Annotated in this window: 19 protein-coding genes; 3 read left to right on the top strand and 16 right to left on the bottom strand. The window is 51.6% G+C overall.

Going from position 1 to position 24,461, the window contains the following annotated elements; translation table 11 throughout:
- Positions 1-226 precede the first annotated feature (226 nt).
- The 16 genes from dnaE to rpsB all read right to left on the bottom strand — a co-directional run bounded on the left by dnaE (position 227) and on the right by rpsB (position 19,102).
- Complete coding sequence (dnaE, locus tag BFW38_RS12620; protein WP_068999219.1) at positions 227-3,727, bottom strand: DNA polymerase III subunit alpha; 3,501 nt, start codon at positions 3,725-3,727, stop codon at positions 227-229.
- Between the two features lie 168 nt (positions 3,728-3,895).
- On the bottom strand, positions 3,896-4,510 hold the full coding sequence (rnhB, locus tag BFW38_RS12615; protein ID WP_068999217.1) for a ribonuclease HII: 615 nt from the start codon (positions 4,508-4,510) through the stop codon (positions 3,896-3,898).
- Positions 4,510-5,664 carry a lipid-A-disaccharide synthase gene (gene lpxB, locus BFW38_RS12610; RefSeq protein WP_068999215.1) on the bottom strand — a complete coding sequence of 385 codons (1,155 nt, stop codon included), beginning with the start codon at positions 5,662-5,664 and terminating at the stop codon, positions 4,510-4,512. Before lpxB ends, rnhB begins: the two co-directional genes overlap by 1 nt.
- Positions 5,665-5,668: 4 nt before the next feature.
- Positions 5,669-6,445: an acyl-ACP--UDP-N-acetylglucosamine O-acyltransferase gene (gene lpxA, locus BFW38_RS12605; protein ID WP_245686148.1), complete on the bottom strand. Its 777-nt coding sequence runs from the start codon at positions 6,443-6,445 to the stop codon at positions 5,669-5,671.
- Entirely contained in the window at positions 6,442-6,882 is a 441-nt protein-coding gene (fabZ, locus tag BFW38_RS12600) for a 3-hydroxyacyl-ACP dehydratase FabZ (protein ID WP_068999213.1), read from the bottom strand. The genes lpxA and fabZ overlap by 4 nt, the downstream gene beginning before the upstream one ends.
- 98 nt (positions 6,883-6,980) lie before the next feature.
- Positions 6,981-8,033 (bottom strand): UDP-3-O-(3-hydroxymyristoyl)glucosamine N-acyltransferase, encoded by a 1,053-nt coding sequence (gene lpxD / locus BFW38_RS12595; protein WP_068999211.1) that lies wholly within the window; start codon positions 8,031-8,033, stop codon positions 6,981-6,983.
- A 128-nt stretch (positions 8,034-8,161) separates the two neighbouring features.
- Positions 8,162-8,683, bottom strand: coding sequence for an OmpH/Skp family outer membrane protein (locus BFW38_RS12590; protein ID WP_068999209.1), 522 nt, complete (start codon positions 8,681-8,683; stop codon positions 8,162-8,164).
- A gap of 91 nt (positions 8,684-8,774) precedes the next feature.
- Entirely contained in the window at positions 8,775-11,150 is a 2,376-nt protein-coding gene (bamA, locus tag BFW38_RS12585) for an outer membrane protein assembly factor BamA (protein ID WP_068999208.1), read from the bottom strand.
- A gap of 252 nt (positions 11,151-11,402) precedes the next feature.
- A complete protein-coding gene (rseP, locus tag BFW38_RS12580; protein WP_068999205.1) occupies positions 11,403-12,758 on the bottom strand; it encodes an RIP metalloprotease RseP in 1,356 nt (451 codons plus the stop codon).
- Entirely contained in the window at positions 12,758-14,032 is a 1,275-nt protein-coding gene (ispC, locus tag BFW38_RS12575; protein ID WP_068999204.1) for a 1-deoxy-D-xylulose-5-phosphate reductoisomerase, read from the bottom strand. The genes rseP and ispC overlap by 1 nt, the downstream gene beginning before the upstream one ends.
- Positions 14,029-14,835, bottom strand: a complete 807-nt coding sequence (locus BFW38_RS12570) for a phosphatidate cytidylyltransferase (protein ID WP_068999203.1) — start codon at positions 14,833-14,835, stop codon at positions 14,029-14,031. Before BFW38_RS12570 ends, ispC begins: the two co-directional genes overlap by 4 nt.
- Positions 14,836-14,856: 21 nt before the next feature.
- Positions 14,857-15,591, bottom strand: a complete 735-nt coding sequence (gene uppS / locus BFW38_RS12565) for a polyprenyl diphosphate synthase (RefSeq protein ID WP_068999202.1) — start codon at positions 15,589-15,591, stop codon at positions 14,857-14,859.
- 163 nt (positions 15,592-15,754) lie between these two features.
- A complete protein-coding gene (gene frr, locus BFW38_RS12560) occupies positions 15,755-16,312 on the bottom strand; it encodes a ribosome recycling factor (RefSeq protein WP_068999199.1) in 558 nt (185 codons plus the stop codon).
- A 51-nt stretch (positions 16,313-16,363) separates the two neighbouring features.
- A complete protein-coding gene (gene pyrH, locus BFW38_RS12555; protein ID WP_068999196.1) occupies positions 16,364-17,113 on the bottom strand; it encodes a UMP kinase in 750 nt (249 codons plus the stop codon).
- A gap of 220 nt (positions 17,114-17,333) precedes the next feature.
- Positions 17,334-18,203 carry a translation elongation factor Ts gene (gene tsf / locus BFW38_RS12550; RefSeq protein WP_068999194.1) on the bottom strand — a complete coding sequence of 290 codons (870 nt, stop codon included), beginning with the start codon at positions 18,201-18,203 and terminating at the stop codon, positions 17,334-17,336.
- A 173-nt stretch (positions 18,204-18,376) separates the two neighbouring features.
- Positions 18,377-19,102 (bottom strand): 30S ribosomal protein S2, encoded by a 726-nt coding sequence (rpsB, locus tag BFW38_RS12545; RefSeq protein WP_069000454.1) that lies wholly within the window; start codon positions 19,100-19,102, stop codon positions 18,377-18,379.
- A 310-nt stretch (positions 19,103-19,412) separates the two neighbouring features.
- Here rpsB and map point away from each other — a divergent pair, with 310 nt between their 5' ends.
- The 3 genes from map (at position 19,413) to dapC (ending at position 24,383) form a co-directional block, all read left to right on the top strand.
- On the top strand, positions 19,413-20,210 hold the full coding sequence (map, locus tag BFW38_RS12540; RefSeq protein WP_068999192.1) for a type I methionyl aminopeptidase: 798 nt from the start codon (positions 19,413-19,415) through the stop codon (positions 20,208-20,210).
- 23 nt (positions 20,211-20,233) lie between these two features.
- Positions 20,234-22,960 (top strand): [protein-PII] uridylyltransferase, encoded by a 2,727-nt coding sequence (locus BFW38_RS12535; RefSeq protein WP_425427912.1) that lies wholly within the window; start codon positions 20,234-20,236, stop codon positions 22,958-22,960.
- Between the two features lie 226 nt (positions 22,961-23,186).
- Positions 23,187-24,383 carry a succinyldiaminopimelate transaminase gene (dapC, locus tag BFW38_RS12530; protein WP_068999188.1) on the top strand — a complete coding sequence of 399 codons (1,197 nt, stop codon included), beginning with the start codon at positions 23,187-23,189 and terminating at the stop codon, positions 24,381-24,383.
- Positions 24,384-24,461 lie beyond the last annotated feature (78 nt).

The following is a 24,461-nucleotide window of genomic DNA, read 5'->3' as shown; positions in this document are numbered from 1 at the left end:
CAGCGTAACATATCGTGCTGACGAGCAAGGATGCACACTATATGCCAAGTTCACCTCGGTGAAAAACCCCATGAGAGTATCTATTCGCAACGCCATTGTCGTGAACGTCTAATGATCGTCACTTTGCATTGTTCATTTGTGGCCCGACTCACGACACTGGGTCCTTATTTCCATCCAACATAACGGGTCATTGATGAGCCAATGACTCGTCTACTTTAAAGCGTAATCAGCGATATTCAAGCGTGACTTGTTTCGGGCCAAAGCATTTGATCAACTGCTCCACGGCGGCGTCGCTGGGCGTAATTTGCCAGTGAGGGCCGAGTTGTAAGTTAATCCGTCCAGCGCCGTTATGGTAGTCGATCCTGACCGGTAGGCCCCCTTCGGGTTGGCGATAAGGGCTTAGTGTTTCGGTCAATGATTGAGCCAGGTGTCGATCACACTGAGCAGCATTCAATTGCAAACGAATCGCCGACACATAATGACTTCGTGCGGCTTCTAAAGGCGTGACTTCTCGCGCACGCATTGCCAGTCCACCAGAAAAATCATCTTGCCGCACTTCTCCTTCGACCACGATCAGACTGTCAGCCTGTAGGTAATCTCGCGTGGCCTGGAAGGTTTCACCAAACACAGAGACTTCAATGCGGGCACTGCGGTCATCCAGTGTAATAAAGCCCATCGTATCGCCTCGTTTGGTTTTCATAAAGCGAACGGCGACGATGAGTCCAGCAATTCGTTGGGACTCGCGTGCGGGTTTTAAATCGCAGATACGTTGGCTGACAAAATGGCGCAACTCTGTTTCGTACTGATCAATCGGGTGACCCGTGAGATACAGTCCAAGGGTTTGTTTTTCACCTTCCAAACGCTCGCGGTCACTCCAACCGGTTGTCCGGCGGTAATCTGCGAAAGGATCGTGGGTTTCTGCCGCTGTCTCACTTGGGGCATCAAAACTGCCAAAGAGATCCTGTATGCCGCAATCTTCATTGCGTGCAGCCTGATCTGCGGCACGGATGGCATCATCCAAAGCGGCCATCATGACATGACGGTTCGGACCGAGTTTATCCAGAGCACCGGAGCGAATGAGCGCTTCCAACGTACGTTTATTTAGACGCTTTAGATCAACGCGATGGCAGAAATCAAATAGGTCTTTGAAGTCACCGCTTTCAGCTCGTGCTTCTACAATCGCTTCAATGGGGCCTTCCCCGACCCCTTTAATGGCCCCCAAGCCATAGACGATCTCGCCACTTTCATTCACCGTGAACTTCCAGCTGCCGGTGTTGACATCAGGCGGTGTGATGGTGAGTTTCATCGCGCGCACTTCTTCCACCAAGGTCACCACTTTATCGGTGTTGTTCATCTCAGTGGAGAGTACCGCTGCCATGAAAGGTGCGGGATAGTGCGTTTTGAGCCAAGCGGTTTGATAAGAGACTAAACCATAAGCGGCTGAGTGCGATTTGTTGAAGCCGTAACCCGCAAATTTTTCGACCAGATCGAAGATGTTTTCAGCAAGGTGCTGATCAATGCCGTTGTTTTTACAGCCTTCCAAAAAGATGGTTTTCTGCTTGGCCATCTCTTCTGGCTTTTTCTTACCCATGGCGCGGCGGAGCATGTCTGCGCCCCCAAGCGTAAAGCCTGCCATGACCTGGGCAATCTGCATGACCTGTTCCTGATACAGGATAATGCCGTAGGTGGGCTCCAGGACGGGTTGCAGTGACGCCAGTTGGTAATCCGGGTGGGGGTAAGCAAGCTCGGCACGGCCATGTTTTCGGTTGATGAAGTCATCCACCATGCCCGATTGCAATGGGCCAGGACGAAACAAGGCCACCAAAGCGATCATATCTTCAAGGTTATCCGGCTGAAGCTTTTTAATGAGCTCCTTCATACCACGTGATTCAAGCTGGAAAACCGCAGTGGTTTCAGCCCGCTTGAGCATATCAAAAGTGGGCTTGTCATCGAGCGGGATCGTGCTGATATCAAGCGGTCCCAGGCCTTCCTGTGCTCGGACCTTGTCGACATCACGGAGGGCCCAATCAATGATGGTTAAGGTTCTTAAACCGAGGAAGTCGAATTTAACTAAGCCTGCCTCTTCAACATCGTTCTTATCAAATTGAACAACGAGGCCGTTACCTTCTTCGTCACACAAGAGTGGTGAGAAGTCGGTCAATTTAGTCGGTGCAATGACGACACCGCCGGCATGCTTACCTGTACCGCGAGTAATCCCTTCCAGGCGGAGGGCCATCTCCCAGATTTCCTGGGATTCTTCGTCGCTGGCCAAATGATCGCGTAAGGCTTCTTCCTGTTCATAAGCCTTTTCGAGCGTCATTCCGACTTCAAATGGAATAAGTTTCGATAGGCGGTCCCCAACCATATAGGGCTTGCCTTGAGCCCGGGCGACGTCTCGAACAACGGCTTTGGCCGCCATTGTGCCAAAGGTCACAATCTGGGAAACGGCATCTCGCCCGTAGCGCTCTGCAACATAGTCAATGACGCGGTCGCGTCCATCCATGCAAAAGTCGACGTCAAAGTCGGGCATGGACACACGTTCAGGGTTTAGGAATCGCTCGAATAGGAGATCATATTGAAGCGGATCTAGATCGGTGATTTCCAGAGAGTAAGCGACCAATGAGCCCGCCCCCGAGCCTCGGCCTGGACCCACCGGGACACCGTTTTGCTTGGCCCATTTGATGAAGTCCATTACGATCAGGAAGTAACCGGGGAACCCCATCTGAAGAATTGTATCGAGCTCAAAATCTAATCGTTTCCGATAGCGCGCTTCGATGTCAGGCATGTCTGGCCGGGTCGTGTCATAAAGCTTACCCAGGCGCATCGTCAGGCCGTCATGGGAGACCTTGCGAAAAAAGTCGTCCATGCCCATACCTTCGGGAATCGGGTACTCCGGCAGGAAGTATTCGCCTAACCGGACATCCACATTGCAGCGTTTAGCAATCTCAACACTGTTTTCTAGCGCTTCCGGAATATCCTGAAAGAGTTCGACCATTTCATCGGCGCTTTTCAGGTATTGCTCTTCGGAGTAGCGTCTTTCACGGCGCGGATCATCTAACGCCCGACCCTCGCCAATGGCGACACGGGTTTCATGAGCCCAGTAGTCTTCTTTTTCGATAAAGCGGACATCATTGGTCGCAACGACGGGGCACTGGGTCGCCTGGGCCAAGTCCACACTGCCGTGAACGCAGGTTTCATCCCCTGGGCGGTGGGTACGTTGAAGTTCTAAATAAAAACGATCAGGGAAGACGGACATCCACCAGTCCAAGCGCTCGCGGGCCGCCTGTGGATGACCGTTGATCAATAAGCGCCCAACCTCTCCTTCACGAGCTCCCGAGAGTGCGATGAGCCCTTCCGATTGTGCTGCAATCCATTCCGGTTCTAGCAGGGCGTGATCATGATATTGCCCCTCAACCCAGCCACGAGAGATTAGCTCTGTCAGGTTGCTATACCCCTGCGCATTCATGGCCAGCAGCGGTAGGCGGTAAGGTTGATCTGGATCTTCAGGGTTTCGCACCCAAAGGTCCGCGCCAATCAGAGGCTTGATGCCTGAGCCTTGTGCGCCTTTATAGAACTTCACCAGACCAAAGAGGTTGCTTTCATCCGTCACTGCAAGTGCAGGTATCTGATGACTAGCCGCATGCTTGATTAAAGGCTTGAGGCGAACCAAACCATCAACCAATGAATATTCGGTATGAATTCGAAGGTGCACAAAACGCGGTGTCATGGTGAATACTCTTCCGATAACTCAAAGTCGACGCAGTGAGCGTCGCGCGGCTCGTATCGTTCACTAGGTCTGTCACCCTGCCATCATTGAAGAGAGCCTTGGGTGAAGCTTAACCCTATGAGATGAATGAGCCTGCTAGGTTAAAACGATTAACTCAAAATGAGTCGATTAAAACAAGTTGAGCTGACGCTGAACGGGGCCGAAACTGCGTCTGTGTTCAGGTAATGGGCCATAGGTTTCTAGCGCTTTTAGATGTTGCGCGGTGGGATAACCTTTATGACGATCGAACCCATACACTGGATGCTGATCGTGTAATGCATGCATCTGTCGGTCACGAATAACTTTGGCGATGATCGAGGCCGCCGAAATGGCCGGGTGACGTAGATCGCCTTTAACCACCGCTTGCCCAGGGCAACGAAGTTTGGGTGGCATCTTGTTGCCATCAACCAAGACATACTCGGGGGCCGGCGCGAGTTGGTCAAGAGCACGTCCCATGGCGATAAAGGTGGCCTGCAGAATATTGTGTGTATCGATTTCCTGTGGCGTACATTCGCCAACCCCCACACAAAGGGCTTTAGCCATAATCTGATCGAAAAATTGCTCTCGGCGTTTTTCACTCAGTTTCTTGGAGTCGGTCAAGCCTTCGATAGGCTGTTGAGGGTCTAAAATGACGGCAGCGGTGACGACATTTCCGATAAGAGGTCCGCGCCCAACTTCATCCATACCTGCCAGATAAAGACCGGTATAGGGAATCTCAATCTCGGGCCATGCTTCAGTCGGCATCAGTGGTCCCCTTCCATCAACTCAGTAATGGCTTGCGCGGCTTTTTGGCCTGCGCCTTGCTTGAGCTGGGCGTGTAATTCAGTAAACGTGCGAGTGAGCGCTTCTCGCTGTGCGGGATCATCTAGCCATTGTTGAATATCTTGGCTCAGTTGATCAGGCGAGGCCTGATCCTGAAGGCGTTCAGGTACTAACGAAGATTGTGCTAGCAGGTTTGGCAAACTGATATAAGGGGTTTTGACCAGTTTCTGGGCTAGCCACCAAGTCATGGGAGCCAAACGATAAGCCACCACCATCGGGGTTTTGCACAGCATGGCTTCCAGCGCCACCGTACCTGATGCCAGCAGTGCACAATCTGCAGCAGTGAGTGCTTGATCCGCTTGACCTTCTAGCAATTGAAGGTCATCTACCGGGATCTCTTTCAGTAGCTCGCTGAGTTGCTGATAGCGTGCAGGCGTTGCGGCGGGTAATAAAAACCTTAGCGCAGGGTAATGGGCTTTTAACTGTTGAGCCGTGGTTAAGAAAATGGGCGCCATTCGCTCCACTTCACTGCCCCGTGAGCCAGGCAGTAAGGCCAGAATAGGTGATGAGAGCGGGAGCGCCAACTGATGGCGAGCCGATTCTCGATCCGGTGTTAACGGTAAACGGTCTGCCGTGGGGTGGCCGACAAAGGCGACGGGCACTTTGTGCTGATGGTAAAACTCCGCTTCAAACGGCAGCAATGTCAGCATCAGGTCAACGCTTTTACGAATCCCTTTGATGCGGCCCTGGCGCCATGCCCACACCGATGGGCTGACGTAGTGAACGGTTTTAACGCCTGTTTGCCGTAGTTTCTTCTCTAGCCCCAAAGTGAAATCCGGGGCATCAATACCGACCATCAAGTCAGCACCCCACGCCAATGCATCTTGATAGAGGTGGCGGCGGACTTTGATCAGTCGGGGCAGGTGTTTTAATACTTCGACCAGCCCCATCACCGAAAGTGTTTCTAATGGGTATAGGCTCGTGAGGCCAGCCGCGATCATGCCTTCACCACCCAAGCCTCGGAACTCGACCTGTGGATAGCGCGCTTGGAGCGCATGCATCAGATCAGCACCTAAAATATCGCCGGAGACTTCTCCAGCGACGAGATAAACCTTAAGGGAAGGGGGAGAGGCCATGGAATTAGCGGGTTAACCCTCGCTGAGAAGACTTCAATGAATCGATAAACACTTGGAGCTCTTCTGGAGCAGGTGTCATTTGCTCTAGTGCATCAATAGCTTGCTGAAGCGTAAGCCCCTGACGAAAGACCAATTTATAGGCCTGGCTCAGCGCTTTAATGGCCTCTTTACTGAAGCCGCGGCGGCGAAGACCGACCAGGTTCAGGCCATGGGTTTCAGCGGGGTTGCCATTGACGATGACATAAGCGGCGATATCTTTGGTGATAATGGAACCACCGCCCGCCATGGCATGGTCGCCCATATGGCAAAATTGGTGGATGGCCGAGAGACCGCCAAGAATCGCAAAGTTCCCGATCTTGACGTGGCCCGCCAGGGTGGCAGCATTAGCAAAAATACAATCGTCACCAATGATGCAATCATGGCCTACATGAGCATACGCCATAAAGAGGTTGCGACTCCCAATGGTCGTTTCCCCTCGGTCTTGCACGGTGCCACGGTGGAGTGTCACGCTCTCTCGGACGACGTTGTCATCTCCCATAATCAGGCGCGTGGGTTCACCCGCATATTTCTTGTCCTGACAAGCTTCACCGATACTCGCGAATTGGAAAATCCGGTTGCGCTGTCCTAACTGAGTGGGGCCATTGATCACAACGTGGGGGCCAATTTCGCAGCCAGCACCGATTTCAACATCTGGACCGATAATCGTATAAGGGCCAATGCTGACGTCGTCGGCAATCTTTGCCCTGCTGTCAATCAGGGCTGTCGGATGGATTCGACTCAAACCTTTTTCTCCGCGCAGAGGATCTCAGCTTCACAGCACACCTCACCCTCGACCAGGGCTCGGCATGCAAATTTCCATATGCCGCGCTTCTCCTTGACCACGCGGGCCTCCAGGTGAAGTTGGTCCCCCGGCATTACGGGTCGTTTGAAACGGACGTTATCGGAGCCGACAAAATAATAAATATAGCCATCACGCGGCAATTTGTTGACTGTTTTAAAGCCTAAAATACCGGCCGCCTGGGCCATCGCTTCAATAATTAAAACGCCCGGCATAATCGGGTGATGGGGGAAATGTCCATTAAACAGTTCTTCATTTATAGTGACATTTTTATATGCTTTGATCGACTCGCCTAGCTCAATCTCGAGGACGCGATCCACCAACAAGAAAGGATAGCGGTGGGGTAAGTACTCGCGAATTTCGTTAATATCCATGACCATGGTAATGGCAACCTTTCAATGACACGTCGGTCAGGCCGACTCAGCTGTCTGTCTATTATCGAGGGTGTGTGGGTAACACCCGGCCTACAACACCAGGGTTATGACTCCTGGGTGTGACCTTCCAGTTGTTGTAGCTGGCGTTCAAGCTGGCGCAGGCGACGAGCCATATCATCCAGTTGTTTGAAGCGAACTGCATTTTTTCGCCATGCCTTGTTGGGCATAGCGCCTGTTCCTGAGGAGTAAATACCTCTCTCCTCGATTGAGCCAGTGACCAGGCTCATGCCTGTAATCTGTACACCGTCGGTAATATGCAAGTGACCGGAGAGGCCAACGCCGCCGCCTAGCATGCAATACTGACCCACTTGGGTTGACCCGGCGATGCCGACACAGCCTGCTAAAGCCGAGTGGTCGCCAATTTTAACGTTATGAGCAATCTGTACCTGGCTATCGATTTTAACGTCATTGCCGATGATGGTATCGCCTAAGGCGCCGCGATCAATGCTGGTACAGGCACCGACTTCAACATCATCGCCAAGTACAACACCGCCGAGCTGGGCGATTTTTTCCCAAGCTTGGCCGGTATGTGCGAATCCAAAACCATCTCCGCCGATGACGCTATTGGCATGAATCAGGCAGCGTTGGCCAGTACGGACGTTATGGTACAAAGTGGCATTGGGGTAGACATGAGTGCCTGCGCCCAGGTGGCAATAAGCCCCAATGACGGCATTGGCACCGACAATACAATCCGCTTCAATGATCGCACCGGCTTCAATCACAGCACCCGCGGCAATCGCCGCAGAAGGGTCCACTTGAGCCTCTTCGGCGACACGCGCGCTAGGGTGAATCCCCTTCACTGGAATGGGTTGCTGATCAAACCGATGGCTTAAGCGAGCGAATCCCAGGTAGGGGTTTTCAAGCAGCAGCTTATTGCCATTGAAATGTTCGGCCATATCCGGATGCAGAATGACGGCACCTGCATGGGAGGTATCCAGTTGTGGGCGATATTGTGGATTGCTGAGAAAACTCAGCTGGTCTGGTTTGGCCTCGGCAAGCGGTGCAAGACCCCGAATAAGATAATCGGGGTCGCCTTGTAGCTCAGCGTCCAGCTGTTCAGCCAGTGCAGCCAGTGTCAGTTCGGTCGTTTTAGACATGGGTCCAGATATGGTTCTAGCATGAGGGGAACGTCAAGAGGGCGCATTATGCCCGTCTCACGCTCCCCTGACAAACGCCTCTTAGGCGTGCTTGTGTGGAAAAGTGTGACTGTTATGAGTGCGCTTGGTTACTCAGTTTTATTCAATTGATCTGCGACCTGCTGAGTAATATCCAGATCCGGTTTGGCAAAAGTCACCGCCTGACGATCTAGCAGTAAATCAATGTCCTCAGATTTGAGTACAGCCTGAACGGCCGCTTCAAGCTGGGGGCGGTATTGCTCAACAATGCGTTGACGGCGCTCTTGACGGGATTTCTGCAGCTTGTTGACCAGGAATTGGTATTCCTGAGACTGATCACGAATTTCTTGCTGCAAATTGCGTTTATCGTCTTCACTCATAATGGCACCATCTTGCTTCAGGCGCTCTTGTTTACTGCGACCTTCTTCCGCTAGCTGACGTACACGGGCTTCATCATCAGCCAAGCTATCATCAATATCTTTGAATTCTTTTTTGACTTGCTCTGCGCCCATCAATGCGGCTTGCCAGTCAAAAACCGCAATTTTGGTATCCGCTACAGCCAAGGGGGCGAGTAGTGTCAGCATCAGTGCCACAATACCGACTTTAATACGACTGATTTGAGTAGGTTGCATAAGTTGCTCCTGTCTGTCCTGTTCGTGCTTTATCCGGTTGGGCCGACCTGATATCGCTTTAAAATGTCGTCTGATAATGCGTCAGACTGGCTTAGAACGTTTGTCCCAGTGAGAACTGGAAAAATTGCGTTTCATCTTCATCATCTGGGTTAAGGGCTTTGGCCACACTGAAGGTCAATGGGCCTAAAGCCGTTAACCAAGTTAAGCCAATCCCGGTCGAGAAACGAAGTTCATCGCCTGAAATGCCTGATGAACAGTCGGTACTGACGTCATAACAGTCATCGCTGAATACGGTGCCGCCATCCAGGAATAGGGTGGTTTGCATTGAGCTTTGATCTTCGACAAAGGGCAGCGGGAAAATCAGCTCAATAGAGCCTTCGGCCAGTATATTGCCACCGAACGGGTCGCCATCCTCGCCATCAGCACGGGCGGCGGCGGAAGGGGTGCCGCGGGGGCCTAGGGTATTGGATTCATAGCCGCGTACCGAGCCTAAGCCCCCAGAGTAGTAGTTCTCATAAAAGGGCAGGCGCTTATAGTCGCCAAAACCAGCGCCGTATCCCAGGTCTGTTCTAAATTTCAAGGACCAATCTTGGGCGATAGGGAAGTACTTCTGGCCCCGATAGTTGAGTTTATAGAATGTATAATCACTGCCGGGGACAGCCACTTCCAATGACACGGTTTGGTAGCTCCCCGCTGTGGCCAGCACCCCTTTGTTTAGGCGGTTTTGGGTCCAGCGACCGGTTGCTTTCCAAGCCCAGAAGTCATCGCCATATTCATCGGTGAATTCAGTGATTTCCTGGACGGCAATAGCGCCACCAATTTCTTCTGCACGAATACGTGTTTCATCAAACCCGAGAGAAAGGCTTAGGCGTGTGTCGTTGCTAATCGGGTAGCCGTAAGTGACATTGGCACCATAGGTATCAGTGGCAAAGTTGGAGACGTCGGTTTCATCGTAATTGGTTTTACGGTAGAAGACGTCATAGCCTCGTGAGATACCATCAATGGTGTAATAAGGATTGTAGTAATTGAAATTATAGCTGGTGCGATAGTCACTCTTGTTCGCCCCCACACTGACCGTATTGCCGGTCCCGAGGAAATTGCGTTGCGAGAGTTGGGCACCATAAATAATGCCGCTGCTTTGTGAGTAGCCTACACTGGCAGAAATAGAGCCTGAGGCTTGCTCTTCAACATTATAATCAACGTCGATTTGATCACTTCGCCCCGGTACTTTATGGGTTTCAACATTGACGGTTTTAAAGTAGCCCAGACGTTCAAGGTTAGCCTTGGATTGCTGAATCTTATCTGTTGAAGCCCAGCCTCCCTCCATCTGTGTCATTTCGCGACGCAGGACTTCATCCTGAGTGGTGACATTGCCGCGGAAGCTGATCTGGCGGACATAGTGACGTCGGCCTGGATCCACGACAAATCGAATGGCGACTTCTTTTTTCTCATCGTCGATATTAGGCGCGCCGTTGACATTCGCGTAGGTATAGCCTTCAGCGCCCAGTCGCTGACGGATCGCTTCACTACTGGCGGTCATCAGGGAGCGGGAAAAGGTTTGCCCGGCCTGAAGAGCAATTAATGGCTCGAGTTTTGATTTGTCTAAAATTAAATCACCGGCTAAATCGACTTGGCTGACTTTGTAACGATCGCCTTCATGGACATTGACGGTGATATAAATATCTTGCTTGTCTGGGCTGATGGACACTTGGGTGGATTCAATGGAGAAGCGGAGGTAACCGCGATCTAGATACCAGCTGCGGAGCTTCTCTAAATCACCTGTCAGTTTTTCTCTTGAATACTGGTCGGCAGAAGAAAAAAGGCTCCAGGGGCTGTCTTCTTCAAGCTCAAAGCGACCTAGGAGGGTGTCATTATCAAAGGCGTGGTTGCCGACGATGTTGATACGCTTGATGGTCGCGACGGTCCCTTCATTGATCTGGATGGAAACCTTGACTTGGTTGCGTGGCATTTTTTCAACATCGGTAGTGATGCTGGCATTATAACGGCCTTGGGCATGATACATCCGCTCCAGTTCCAGCTGGATCTTTTCCAGCGTTGAGCGTCGAAAGACTTGTCCTTCTTCAAGCCCCGTTTGCTTTAGTCCAGCCTTGAGATCATCAGTTGAAACCTTCTGGTTACCCTCAATGTCGAGGGCAGACAGCATCGGCCTTTCCTGAACTTTGACAATCAGCACATCATGGTCGCGTGCCAGTTTCAGGTCATCAAATAGCCCCGACTTGAACACTTTTTTGGCCGCATCACTTAATGCCTGAGTATCGACAGTTTGACCGACGCGCAGTGGTAACTCCGCAAAAACGGTGCCCGCTGAGACGCGTTGTAGGCCTTCAACCCGGATATCACTGACTTTGAAATCCTGGGTTTCGGCATTGGCTTGAACACTTGCGGCGCATAACAGCGCCAGACACCATGGCAACAGACCGCTTGATTTCACGCTGAGTGCTTCCATAACAAAAAAATAGACTCATCTGTCGCGATATAGGGCTTTATCAAAGTACAAATATCGGCAGACACGGCGGCCCAACCTTAAAGAAAGGGCCTTGATAAAGAAAGTGTCAGGCCAAACAAGTTCACTGACACTTCTATTTTATGGACATTATGCCTTGCCTTGATAGTACGCAGGCATTTGATTTCAAACGAATCCTTGACGATTGCTACTGTGCCAATATTGGTTAGACATCGACGTTTTTAATATGATGACTTACAGCCGCATCAGGTCAAAATAAAAAGCCATGATCATGACGCTACCTAATATGACCATGCCTAAACGCATCGCCTGTTCCTGAATACGTTCGGGCACTGGGCGGCCGCGAATGGCTTCAATGACATAAAATAATAAATGACCGCCATCCAGTACAGGGATTGGTAGCAGGTTTAATACCCCTAAACTAATACTGACGTAAGCTAGGAACGAGATAAAGCTTTCCCAGCCTGATCGAGCCGAGTCGCTGGCAACCCGGGCAATGGTAATTGGGCCTGAGAGGTTGTCCGGGCTGATCAGACCGGTCAACATTTTGCCAATTGAGCCCAGTGTCAGTGTGCTCATTTCCCACGTCTTGGCGGATGCCTCAGCAAGCGCGGCAGCCGGGTTGTAGCGAATCTCGCGTTGCATACTGGCGGGCATTGAAGGCATTTCTACCCCGGCGCCGATCCAACCAATCGTCTGCCCATCATCTAATGCACGTGCCTGTGGGGTGACTGTGAGTGACTGTGTGTGCTGGTCGCGTTCAATTTGTAAGGTCAGTGATTGGCCCGGTGATGCACGCAAATGCTCGACTAAGTCAGGCCAGTCTTTGATCGCTTGTCCGTTGATTGCTTGCACTAGGTCGCCCGCTTTAAGCCCTGCTTGGGCTGCGGGACCTTCTTCGAGTACACGCCCGATACGCGCCGGGATATCCGGTCGCCAGGGGGTAATGCCCAATGATTGCAGCGGCCGAGGTTCTTTTTGCCCGACCATAAACGCCTGTATCGGGAGTCTTAGTTCTCGGGTGACTTGATGTTCATGGCTGCTCACCTCAAGACGTACCTCACCGGTATCCCCTAGGCGGTCCAGTAAAGCCAGCCCGACGTCTTGCCAGCTAGAGGTCTGTTTATGGTCGACTTGAATGATTTCATCGCCCGAGGCTAACCCACTTAGGGCGGCGGGGGATTGTGGGAGAATGTGACCCACCACTGGAGCCAGGACTTGTGTACCAGAAATAAACAGGACCCAGTAAGCCACGATTGCTAATAAAAAGTTGGCTATGGGGCCCGCCGCAACGATCGCAATACGCTGCATGACGGGTTTTCGATTGAATGCAAAGGGCTTGTCTGCTTCCGCAATCGTGCCTTCACGCTCATCGACCATCCGGACATAACCACCGAGAGGAATCCAGGCCAGCACAAACTCGGTACCTTGGCGATCTTGCCAACGCCAAATCGGTTTGCCAAAGCCAATCGAAAAGCGCAGCACCTTAACGCCGCAGCGGCGAGCCACCCAAAAATGGCCGAATTCATGAAAAGTGATTAAAACCCCAAGGGTTACAATCAATGCCACTGCAGTGTGTAAAAACGCCATCAGTTCCTACCTGTTGAGGTATGAGTCGTTGTTTCTGTCGCTGTTTCTGTCGTTGTTTTTGGCGACGTCGTCGCGGCTATCGTTCGAGTTGCAATATAAGCCTGCGCCTGTTCACGGGCCAATCGGTCTTCAGACAGTATTTCATCCAATTGGTTTGCAGATTTTGGGGCGCGTTGTTGCAGTGTATGGTCTATGACCTGAGCAATTTGGTCAAAACGGATCTGTCGCTTGAGAAAAGCGTCAACGGCGACTTCGTTGGCCGCATTTAATACGGCGGGTGCTGTGCCACCGGCTGCGAATGCTTGCTCTGCCAATTGAAGGCAAGGGAAGGCCGTATGGTCTGGCGCTTCAAAGGTCAATTGTCCCAGTGTCATAAAGTCCAATGGCTGCACGCCAGAGCGGATGCGTTCAGGCCAAGCTAAAGCATGGGCGATCGGGGTGCGCATATCGGGGACCCCAAGCTGTGCCAGTACCGATCCATCGGCATAGCGTACCATGGAGTGAATGACGCTTTGTGGGTGGACAATGACGTCAATATCGGCGGGAGTGGCATGAAATAACCAGCAGGCTTCGATCAGTTCAAGCCCTTTATTCATCAAGGTGGCGGAGTCGACAGAAATTTTCTGCCCCATTGACCAGTTGGGGTGAGCAATGGCTTGTTCAGGGGTGACTTCTTGGAGTGATTCGGCTGATCGGCCACGAAAAGGGCCGCCCGAAGCGGTCAGGAGAATCTTATCCACACCGCTGGCTGTGAGCGAGGTGTAGGATTCCGGCAGACTTTGAAAAATCGCATTATGTTCTGAGTCAACCGGGAGAAGCTCTGCATCATGATCTGCGACGGCTTGCATAAATAAAGCCCCCGACATGACTAAAGCTTCTTTGTTCGCCAGTAAAACGCGTTTCCCTGCTTGGACTGCAGCCAGTGTTGGCATAAGCCCGGCAGCGCCAACAATCGCCGCGACCAAAGTATCTGCTTCTGGTGCGGTTGCCAGCTCGCGTAAACCTGATTCTCCACCCAGGACTTCGATATGAGCGAGTCCTGCTTGCGCGAGTTGTTGTGCAAAGCGGTCTACAGACTCTGCTGGAACAGCGACTTGGGCCGGTTGAAACTGCTGACAGAGGCTCAGTAATGCGTCTAGTCGGCGGTAAGCGCTCAACCCATGCACCCGATACCGTTGAGGATGCTGAGCAATGACATCCAGTGTGGAATGGCCAATAGACCCAGTGGCCCCGAGTAGCGTGATGGTGCGTGGCGTCGTCGGGTTGATCGTCATGATAAGTGCTCCACCAGCGGAAGACCCAATAGTGCAAACAGCGGGACCGCAGAGGTTAAGCTATCAATTCGATCCAAAATACCACCATGACCGGGTAGCAGCTGGCTGGAGTCTTTCAATCCTGCTTCGCGTTTGAACATGCTTTCGGTCAGGTCGCCTAATACGGAGGCAAACGTAACCAGCAACGTTATGGCCATCATCAGGCCTGTTTGCTGGAGGTTGGCTCCGGCACCTATGGCAACCCCTAATGCCCAAAATAAGGTGGCAGCGAGGCCGCCAAAGACACCCGCCCAGGATTTTCCTGGGCTGACATTCGGGGCCAGTTTGCGCTTGCCGAAGGCGCGGCCAGCGAAATAGGCACCAATATCTGCCGCCCAGACCAGAATAAGCACATAGAGCAGCCAGTTCACTCCAGCCTGGCGTAATAACATGAAGCCGCACCAAGTCGGCAGTAGTATCAAAAGACCAATGACGGCGCGATGCCAAGTGCCTGACCAAATATGGGTCAAATGGGGGTAGCCGATAACCAACATCAGCGCAAAAAGCCACCAGGCCAGCGAGGCCCACAGTGTGAGAGGCCAGTTGATAGGGATTAGCCACAACAAGGCCAGTGTGATGGCAATGCCGAGTGGGTAAAGTATTTGCCCCTTGGCTTTAAAACCACATAAGCGTGACCATTCCCAGCTGGCTAATACAATAATGACGCCACAAAAGAGCGCGAAATAAGGCCCGCTTAGACCCAGCAAGCCCCAGAGTGCTAAGGGCCCCAGGAGTAATGCGGTAAGAATACGTTGTTTTAACACACCATCATCCTTCTTGCGCAGCTAACGGCCGCCGAAGCGCCGCTGGCGTCCGGCGAATTCTTGTAACGCTTCGGTAAAGGCTGCTTGTTTAAAATCGGGCCAGAGCGTATCGACAAAGAGTAATTCTGCATAGGCCAATTGCCACAATAGAAAATTACTGATGCGCTGTTCCCCGCTGGTACGGATACAGAGATCTACGGTGGGGAGGTCGTTCAGGCAGATATATTGACTCAGATAAGCCTCGTCAATGTCATCCGGGGTCAGTGTGCCATGAGCGACATCGCGTGCTGCTAGTTGCGCCGCATGAGCAAGATCCCATTGGCCCCCGTAATTGGCGGCGATGACCAAATCCATGCGTTGATTATGACGAGTTTGTGCTTCGGCTTGTTGAATGAGCTTTTGTATCTCTTCTGAGAAGCGGGAGCGATCCCCGATTACTCGGAGCCTTACCTGATACTTATTCAGACGTTTGGTTTCGCGTTTCAGCGCCCACAGGAAAAGCTCCATCAATGCACTTACTTCGTGCTGGGGGCGTTTCCAGTTTTCGCTGGAGAATGCAAACAAGGTCAGGGCTTCTATGCCTTGACGCAGTGCGACCTCAATGACTGCTCGAACAGCTTCAACACCCGCACGATGCCCTGAAATACTGCTACGTTGATGTGCTTTGGCCCATCGATTATTACCATCCATGATGATGGCTACATGGCGTGGGAGTGGCGATATCGTCGGTACCGCTTGAGTAGAACGATCAGTCATGGTGACATCAGGCGTGGAAGGAATGAAAGGCAGCGCCCGTGAGTCGATAGTGTCAACAGCATGTCGTTAAAACATGAAGTTAAAACAGGTCATTAAAACCTACTGTCATGACTCACGAGCGTACCACTGGTCGTAACTGATGTTGATTGGATGGGAGGACCCATTAGATCTCCATCAGATCCTTCTCTTTGGATTCCAGCACCTGATCGACTTCAGCAATAAACTTATCGGTGAGCTTTTGCACACTATCCTGCGCACCATGCTCTTCATCTTCGGTGATTTCTTTGTCTTTCAGCAAGCCCTTCAAATGAGCGTTTGCATCACGTCTGATGTTGCGTACTGCAACGCGAGCATTTTCAGCCTCGCTTCGGGCCTGTTTGATATACCCTTTGCGTGTTTCTTCCGTCAGTGCTGGCATTGGCACTCGGATGTTACTGCCTGACGTGCTGGGGTTCAGACCTAGGTCAGATTTAATGATCGCTTTCTCGACGACCGGGACCATCGTCTTTTCCCACGGGATGACGGCTAGTGTACGGGCATCTTCAACGTTGACATTGGCGACTTGGTTAATGGGCACTTCACCGCCATAGTAGTCCACACGGATGCTGTCCAGAATGCTGGGGTGCGCGCGCCCAGTACGAATTTTATTCAGTGCTGAGTGCAGCGACTCAACGGTTTTCTGCATGCGTGCTTCGGCGTCTTTTTTGATTTCGTTGATCACGATTACAACCTCTGGGTGTCATTCATCTGAGAGACGTTGAGCGCTGATGACTCAGGCATCAGCAGGTTTTTCGCCTTGGTCTATCAGGGTGCCTTCTTTGCCACCTACAACCATATTCAATAATGCGCCTGCACGATTCATATTGAAAACACGTACGGGCATATTTTCATCTCGTACCAGGCAGATTGCGGTTAGATCCATGACGCCAAGTTTCTGATCCAGCGCTTCATCATAAGTCAGGCGATCATACTTGATGGCATCGGAATATTTAACCGGATCTTTGTTGTAGACGCCATCGACCTTAGTGGCTTTGACGACCACGTCCGCATCAATTTCGATACCGCGTAAGCAAGCGGCGGAGTCCGTGGTGAAGAAGGGGTTGCCCGTACCGGCGGAGAAAAGCACGACATCACCTGCGGTCAGGTAACGGATAGCGGTTCGGCGATCATAATGTTCGACAACACCACTCATCGGAATCGCAGACATCACGCGTGAGCGAATGTTTGAACGCTCAAGCGCATCGCGCATCGCCAGTGCATTCATCACTGTGGCCAGCATGCCCATATGATCGCCGGTGACACGTTCCATACCGGCAGCATGGAGGGCGGCGCCTCGGAACAAGTTGCCCCCACCAATGACAATACCGACCTGAACACCGATGCCAACCAGCTGGCCGATCTCAAGCGCCATTCGATCCAGTACCTTGGGGTCAATACCAAACTCCTGGTCGCCCATAAGGGCTTCACCACTGAGTTTGAGCAGGATGCGCTTATATTTGGCATTGCGTTCAGGCATGGCCATGGTCGATCTCCACTGAGCGTAAACTGGGCGTAAATAGTGCACTGCGTAATGCAGTACCTGGGTCAAAAGCTTGTTCAGTCTTTTGATGACGGTTATACGGCACTGCCGTGATTAGAACCGTGATGCTGACAAAAGAACTGTGATACTTACAAAAGAACTGGGATACCTACAAAAAGGCGCGCATGAGCTATGCCCAGCGCGCCTTTTCACTGATTATCGCTTACTGGCCTTTAACTTGAGCCATGACTTCTGCAGCAAAATCAGTTTCTTCTTTCTCGATGCCTTCACCCACTTCCAAACGTGTGAAGCCTTGGACTTCAGCACCATTGGCCTTGGCGAACTCAGCAACCGTTTGGCTCGGATCTTTAACGAATGGCTGTTCGATCAAGCTGTTCTCGGAAAGATATTTTTTCAAACGGCCAGTGGCCATTTTTTCTTTAATTTCTTCCGGCTTGCCATCCATATCGGGCTGAGCTTTGATAATCTCTTTTTCGTGATCCAGCTCAGACTGAGGCATATCTTCCGGGCGGCAGACGCGCGGGTTAACCGCTGCGACATGCATTGCGATGTCTTTCGCGACGTCAGCATTTCCGCCAGTCAGCTGAGTTAAGACGCCGATACGGCCGCCGTGAACATACTCACCTACGGTACCGCCAGCTGGCGCTTCCAAAACCGCCGCTCGACGAACACTGATATTTTCACCGATTTTCTGAACCAGTGCTTCGCGGGCACTTTCCAGCTCACCTTCGGTCAGTTTGGCGATATCTGTTTCGCGTGTCTCCAGTAGCTTTTCGACAACAGTGTTGACGAAGCCTTTGAAGTTGTCATCGCGAGCCACGAAGTCTGTTTCAGAATTGACTTCAATGACGACGCCGTAGCTACCATCTGCGGCCACACGTGTTGCAACAGCCCCTTCCGCGGCTACACGGCTGGCTTTCTTCGCGGCTTTCAGGCCAGAAGACTTACGCAGATTGTCAATTGCAGTGTCGATGCTGCCTTCAGCTTCTTGCAGTGCTTTTTTGCACTCCATCATGCCAAGACCGGTACGCTCACGCAGTTCTTTAACCATAGAGGCGCTGATCGCTGCCATGGTGAAACCTCTCGTTTGCCTGTTCGTGAATCGTTAATGGGCGATGCCATTAACAACATGAAATCATAAGCTCTCGTATGCCTGTCAGGGCGTGCAAAAGGGGGCCGAAGCCCCCCGATGCAGCCACAGGGTGTCATGCCACGATGACAGCCCTGTGGCGATCAGGACAGACCTTACTCGGCTTTGTCCTCGGATACTTCAACCAGCTCTTCCGGGGTATTCTGATTGGCTTGATCGCAAGCATCCGCGATGGCCTGAACGTACAGCTGAACTGCACGGATCGCATCGTCATTACCCGGGATGATGTAGTCAACGCCATCCGGATTTGAGTTGGTATCCACCACGCCAATCACCGGGATACCCAGTTTGTTGGCTTCGTTGATGGCCAGACGCTCGTGGTCAACATCGATCACGAACAATGCATCCGGCAGACCGCCCATATCTTTGATACCGCCGATGGAGCGTTCCAGCTTGTCCATTTCACGCTGGTTCATCAGCGCTTCTTTCTTGGTCAGCTTGTCAAAAGTCCCATCCTGTTGCTGAGACTCCAGATCACGCAGACGACGGATAGACTGGCGGATCGTTTTATAGTTGGTCAGCATGCCGCCTAACCAGCGATGGTTGACAAACGGCATGTTTACACGGGTGGCTTCTTCCTTGATGATTTTGCTGGCAGCGCGCTTAGTGCCGACGAACAGGATCTTATTCTTCCCAGAAGCCAGCTTGGACGCGAAATTCGCCGCGTCATTCAGAGCCGGGACCGTTTTTTCCAGGTTGATGATATGGATCTTGTTGCGAGCGCCGAAGATGTATTTGCCCATCTTCGGGTTCCAGTAACGAGTCTGGTGACCAAAGTGAGCGCCGGCTTGCAGCAGGTCGCGCATAGATACTTGTGCCATTGTCATGCTCCAAATAATGGGTTGGGCCTCCATACACCCCATGCTCCAACCTGACTTGCAGGCACCCAGGAACATGTGTCGGTGCATGTGTGACGTTTTTAATGGGCGGTCCGGATGATCTCCAGCCACTCCTAAGTTTAGGCGCCCTAGTTTGCCTTACACCGGCTCGTTGCCGTATGCTCTGGCTTCAGCTCAGGGCGCGCAGGTTTATAGCATAGACCAGCGTCAATATAAAGAACCCAGTCCGGACGGACACTCGTATTTTGTTCCAAGTCAGCCTGTCTGCCGGGCCTTTAAGCATTGGATTTCCATGAACGTTACGATCAAAACGCCTGAAGAAATTGAAAAAATGCGCGTTGCCGGTCGCTTGGCGGCTGATGTGCTGGAAATGATTGAAGCACATATCGAGCCAGGCGTTAGCACTGAAACACTGGATAAACTCTGCCACGACTACATCGTCGATGTACAAGGCGCTATTCCGGCTCCGTTGAACTATCATGGCTTCCCCAAGTCAATTTGCACCTCTGTGAACCATGTGATTTGTCATGGTATTCCCAGTGATGACAAGGTACTTAAGCGCGGGGATATCATGAATATCGATGTCACCGTCATTAAAGATGGTTATCACGGTGATACCAACAAAATGTTCTATGTCGGTGAGCCTTCAGTGTTGGCCAAGCGTTTGTGTGAATTCACTCAACGCTCACTTTATGCCTCTATTGATTTGGTGAAACCGGGCACTCGGCTCTCTGATATTGGTCGTTTAATTCAAGATATGGCCAAAAAAGAACGCTTTGCCGTGGTGCAGGAATATTGTGGTCATGGGATTGGTCAAAACTTCCATGAAGATCCACAAGTTCTGCATTACGACGGTTATACCGACAAAACAGACTTGGTGCTTGAGCCGGGGATGACCTTCACCATTGAGCCCATGATCAATGCTGGTAAGCGTCAGTGTAAGCTCTTGCGAGATGGCTGGACAGTGGTGACTAAGGATCACAGTTTATCTGCTCAGTGGGAGCACACTTTGCTGGTCACTGAAACAGGGGTCGATGTTTTGACCGCGCGCCAAGAAGAATCGACTTATCGACAGGCATTGCCCGCCTGATTGCTGGGGCTTAGCAGATCATCATGAGTATTCACTATTCTTTTCAGCCCGATTCGGCACTATTAGATATAGAAGCCTTTACGGCTCAGCTTGATGAGGCTGCTTCCCTTGCGAATGATCAGACGACTTCATCCCAGGCGCCGCCTCCGGTGGCGCTTTTTCGTAGTGCATTGCAAACGCTACGAGAAGGCTTTGATCAGCACTTTTTAGCGGGCGCGGATATCCGTGACCTAGTCTATGGGCGAGCCTGGGCGATGGACCAACTGCTGGCTTGTGCATGGCGCTGCTTTAATTGGCCGGATGACCATATTGCGTTATTGGCAGTGGGCGGCTATGGCCGAGGAGAGCTGCATCCTGGCTCTGATATCGATCTTTTGATCCTGCTAGAGCAGGATGACGATACGGCCTACCGTGAGGCGATTACGGCATTTATCACCTTCTTATGGGATTTGCGCCTTGATATTGGGCACAGTGTTCGCTCTTTAAATGACTGCGAGCGTGAGGCCCGTGGCGACATTACGGTTGCGACTAATTTGTTGGAAAATCGCACTATTGTCGGCCCTGACCGATTAAGAGCCGCGATGGATGAGCGACTCGGCAGTGAGCATATGTGGCCATCGGCTGAGTTCTTTGAAGCCAAATGGCAAGAGCAAATTGCCCGGCATGCGAAATATAACAACAGTGAATATCACCTAGAACCGAACATTAAAAGCTCTCCCGGCGGGCTGCGTGATATTCAGATGATTGGCTGGGTGGCTAAGCGTCACTTTGGTGCCCAAACCTTTGATGATTTAGTTGAAGAGGGCTTCATCAATGAGGCCGAGCTACGATTATTGACCCAAGGGCAATGCGTCTTGTGGCAGATTCGTTATGGGTTACACATGATCGCATCGCGAGCGGAAGATCGTTTGCTGTTTGACTATCAGATTCAGTTGGCCCGCATGTTCGAGTATGCCGATAACGAGCAACGCTTGGCCGTTGAACAGTTCATGAAGCGTTATTTCCGTGTGGTCATGATGCTGACTGAGCTTAACGATGTGTTATTGCAGCATTTCGAGGAAGTGATTCTTGAATCCAAGCAAGCGGAGATCGTTCAGCCGCTAAATCGACGTTTTCAGTTGCGAAACCAGCATATTGAAGCCATTGATCCAGATGTGTTTGCGCATCAGCCCTTTGCCTTAATCGAAATTTTTCTTTTGATGGCGCAACGTGATGATGTTGAGGGCGTGCGTGCCAGTACGATTCGAGCGATTCGTGATCATCGCCATCTGATTGATGAAAGTTTTCGCCAAGACTTGCGTAATACCAGCTTATTTATGGAGCTTTTACGCTCTTCTGGTAATGTCGCGCTCCAGTTAAGCCGTATGAGTCGCTATGGGGTTCTTGGCAAATATTTACCTGACTTTGGGCGTGCTGTTGGGATGATGCAGCACGACCTTTTCCATGTGTATACCGTGGATGCGCATACGCTACGCTTGCTCAAATTTCTCCATGATTTTCGTCATACCTGCCATCATGATGAGCGTTATCCGGTGGCCTCCGAAGTCATTCAGCAGCTGCCTAAGCTTGAGCTTGTTTATATCGCGGGTCTATTTCACGATTTAGCCAAAGGACGTGGCGGCGATCATTCATTATTAGGCGGTGAAGTGGTCGTCGATTTTTGTGAGCGTCATCATATCTCGCGGCGGGATACCCGTCTGGTGCGCTGGCTCGTCGAGCAGCACTTGGTGATGTCGATGACCGCACAGAAAAAAGATATTTCTGACCCAGATGTGATTGCCGACTTCGCGGCGCTGGTGAAGAATCAAATGCGGCTGGATTATCTTTATGTGCTAACGGTCGCGGATATCAATGCCACTAATCCGAAACTGTGGAATGGCTGGCGTGCAGCCTTGCTTCATCAGCTTTACAGTGAAACCAAGCGTGCTTTAAGGCGTGGACTGGAAAATCCAATCGATCGTGAAGAGTGGGTGGAGGAAACACGCCAGGAAGCGTTATCAGTATTGAATGCGATGGGAGCGGACACAGCGAAGGTCTGGTCGTTGTGGGATAACTTGGGAGAAGACTATTTTCTGCAGGTTCAACCCAGTGAGGTGGCCTGGCAGACGCTAGGAATTTTACAGCATAAAGATGACCCCAATCCGTTGATTCTAGTGGCTGGGCCGAGTGAGGATATGCGTGAGGGCAGCACTAAAGTCTTTGTCTATATGCGGGATGTGGCCTTTATCTTTGCCGCGACGGCCGCGGCTTTAGATCAATTGGGTTTATCTATTCATGATGCTCGAATCACGACCAGTGATAATGGGTATACTCTGAATACATTTATCGTGTTGGAACCCGATGGGACCATGCCGCGTGATCCTGCCCGTTTGGCTGAGATCCGACAGGTTCTGTTTGAAGCCCTGGATGATCCTGAGGATTTTCCTGACTTGGTGCGCCATCATACGCCTCGCCAGTTGAAGCACTTTACGCTACCAACTCAGGTGAATATCAGCAATGATCCGGTCAATTTTCGGACCTTGGTCGAGGTGATCAGCCCTGATCGCCCAGGTCTTTTGGCGCGTATCGGTCGCATTTTTATGGAATATGATCTGTGGTTGCAGAATGCCAAAATTGCCACTTTGGGTGAGCGTGTTGAAGACGTCTTCTTTATTACGTTGCCTAGCGGCGAACCTCTTTCGGATCCTGAGATCTGTCAGCAGCTGCAAAACCGACTTTGTGATGAGCTCGATCGAGAGGCCCGCCAATAATCGTGCCTGGCGAAGAAGCGCTGTCGTAAAGCACTGTTGTAAAGCACTATCGCTGATATAATGTAACGTTAAACTTTCATACTGTCTTTGCATCGTGATGTCCATTTCTAGTGCTCTTTTTAAGAGCCGTGTCGTCTGGGCATGGTGATGTGTGTCGACACGATAATAAACGGCGAACAAGGCGACGGATATGAGCGCTTTTCGCCACTAAGCTGGAAGGCTGGACATGAACCCGGATCTTGCTCATTTACATCCTTATCCGTTTGAGAAGCTTGCACAGCTGAAAGCAGATGTCAGGCCTGCTGCTGATTTAGCCCATATTCCATTGACGATTGGTGAGCCGCGTCATCCTGCACCTGAATCTGTCTTGGCGGTGTTGCGTGATGCTTTGCCGCAAGTCAGTCATTACCCAGGTACAAAAGGCTTATTAGCGTTACGCGAGGCGATTGCGCACTGGTGCCAGCGTCGATTTGGGGCGAGCTTAGAGGCTGAGACTCAAGTGCTGCCTGTCAATGGCACGCGTGAAGCGTTATTCGCTTTCGTGCAGACGGTACTCGACCGATCCCGTCCAGCGACGGTATTGATGCCTAATCCCTTCTATCAGATCTATGAAGGGGCGACCTTGCTGGCGGGAGGGCAGCCGCACTACTTGCCTTGCCTTGAGGCTGATGGCTTTATTCCTGACTTCGAGGCCATTACCCCGGAGGTTTGGGAAAATACTCAGTTATTGTTTATTTGTTCACCGGGCAACCCCACCGGGGCGGTGATGCCTTTGGCCGTACAGCAACGCTTGATTGCGCTAGCGGATCAATATGATTTTGTGATTGCGGCCGATGAGTGTTATTCCGAAATTTATCATGATGAAACGATGCCGCCTCCTGGATTATTGCAAGCTTGTGTTGCGCTCGGACGGCATGATTTTAAGCGTTGTGTTGTCTTTCACAGCTTGTCTAAGCGTTCTAATTTGCCGGGTTTACGTTCAGGCTTTGTGGCGGGTGATGCGGCGATCCTTAGCGATTTTTTACGCTATCGTACTTACCATGGCTGTGCCATGCCGCTTCATCATCAGCAGACCTCTATTGCGGCTTGGCAGGATGAAACGCATGTGCGCGAGAATCGAGAGGCCTATCGTGCCAAGTTCGATGCAGTGCTCGAGATCCTGCAACCGGTGATGGATGTTCAACGCCCTGATGCTGGCTTTTATCTATGGCCTGCGGTGCCGGGGGGAGATGATGAAGCTTTTGCCATGGCTTTGCTGCGTGAACAAAACCTAGGGGTTTTACCGGGGCGCTACTTATCTCGTGCTCCCCAGGGCGTGAACCCAGGTGCAGGGCGTGTACGGATGGCGCTGGTTGCAGAGCTTTCAGAGTGTATTGAGGGGGCTAAGCGAATTCGCTGCTGCGTAGAAAAGGGTGATTTCTAAGTCATCGCAGCTGTCGACCTGATCGCTGTGAGCGCGGCACTGCCCATGGTAATGAAGCGTTTGTTTTTTCAATGGGTG

It is taken from the genome of Terasakiispira papahanaumokuakeensis (assembly GCF_001709345.1).
In the GTDB taxonomy this organism is placed as follows: Bacteria; Pseudomonadota; Gammaproteobacteria; order Pseudomonadales; family Halomonadaceae; genus Terasakiispira; species Terasakiispira papahanaumokuakeensis.
Note: the sequence above shows the minus strand (reverse complement) of the source record. Positions and strands in the feature narration are given on the sequence as shown.

Bases quoted from the DNA above. Each gene is read 5' to 3' on its own strand.
- dnaE (WP_068999219.1), bottom strand. From the start codon at position 3,727: ATGACACCGCGTTTTGTGCACCTTCGAATTCATACCGAATATTCATTG.
- rnhB (WP_068999217.1), bottom strand. From the start codon at position 4,510: ATGCCGACTGAAGCATGGCCCGAGATTGAGATTCCCTATACCGGTCTT.
- lpxB (WP_068999215.1), bottom strand. From the start codon at position 5,664: ATGGCCTCTCCCCCTTCCCTTAAGGTTTATCTCGTCGCTGGAGAAGTC.
- fabZ (WP_068999213.1), bottom strand. From the start codon at position 6,882: ATGGTCATGGATATTAACGAAATTCGCGAGTACTTACCCCACCGCTAT.
- lpxD (WP_068999211.1), bottom strand. From the start codon at position 8,033: ATGTCTAAAACGACCGAACTGACACTGGCTGCACTGGCTGAACAGCTG.
- BFW38_RS12590 (WP_068999209.1), bottom strand. From the start codon at position 8,683: ATGCAACCTACTCAAATCAGTCGTATTAAAGTCGGTATTGTGGCACTG.
- bamA (WP_068999208.1), bottom strand. From the start codon at position 11,150: ATGGAAGCACTCAGCGTGAAATCAAGCGGTCTGTTGCCATGGTGTCTG.
- rseP (WP_068999205.1), bottom strand. From the start codon at position 12,758: ATGGCGTTTTTACACACTGCAGTGGCATTGATTGTAACCCTTGGGGTT.
- ispC (WP_068999204.1), bottom strand. From the start codon at position 14,032: ATGACGATCAACCCGACGACGCCACGCACCATCACGCTACTCGGGGCC.
- uppS (WP_068999202.1), bottom strand. From the start codon at position 15,591: ATGACTGATCGTTCTACTCAAGCGGTACCGACGATATCGCCACTCCCA.
- pyrH (WP_068999196.1), bottom strand. From the start codon at position 17,113: ATGGCCATGCCTGAACGCAATGCCAAATATAAGCGCATCCTGCTCAAA.
- tsf (WP_068999194.1), bottom strand. From the start codon at position 18,203: ATGGCAGCGATCAGCGCCTCTATGGTTAAAGAACTGCGTGAGCGTACC.
- rpsB (WP_069000454.1), bottom strand. From the start codon at position 19,102: ATGGCACAAGTATCTATGCGCGACCTGCTGCAAGCCGGCGCTCACTTT.
- map (WP_068999192.1), top strand. From the start codon at position 19,413: ATGAACGTTACGATCAAAACGCCTGAAGAAATTGAAAAAATGCGCGTT.
- BFW38_RS12535 (WP_425427912.1), top strand. From the start codon at position 20,234: ATGAGTATTCACTATTCTTTTCAGCCCGATTCGGCACTATTAGATATA.
- dapC (WP_068999188.1), top strand. From the start codon at position 23,187: ATGAACCCGGATCTTGCTCATTTACATCCTTATCCGTTTGAGAAGCTT.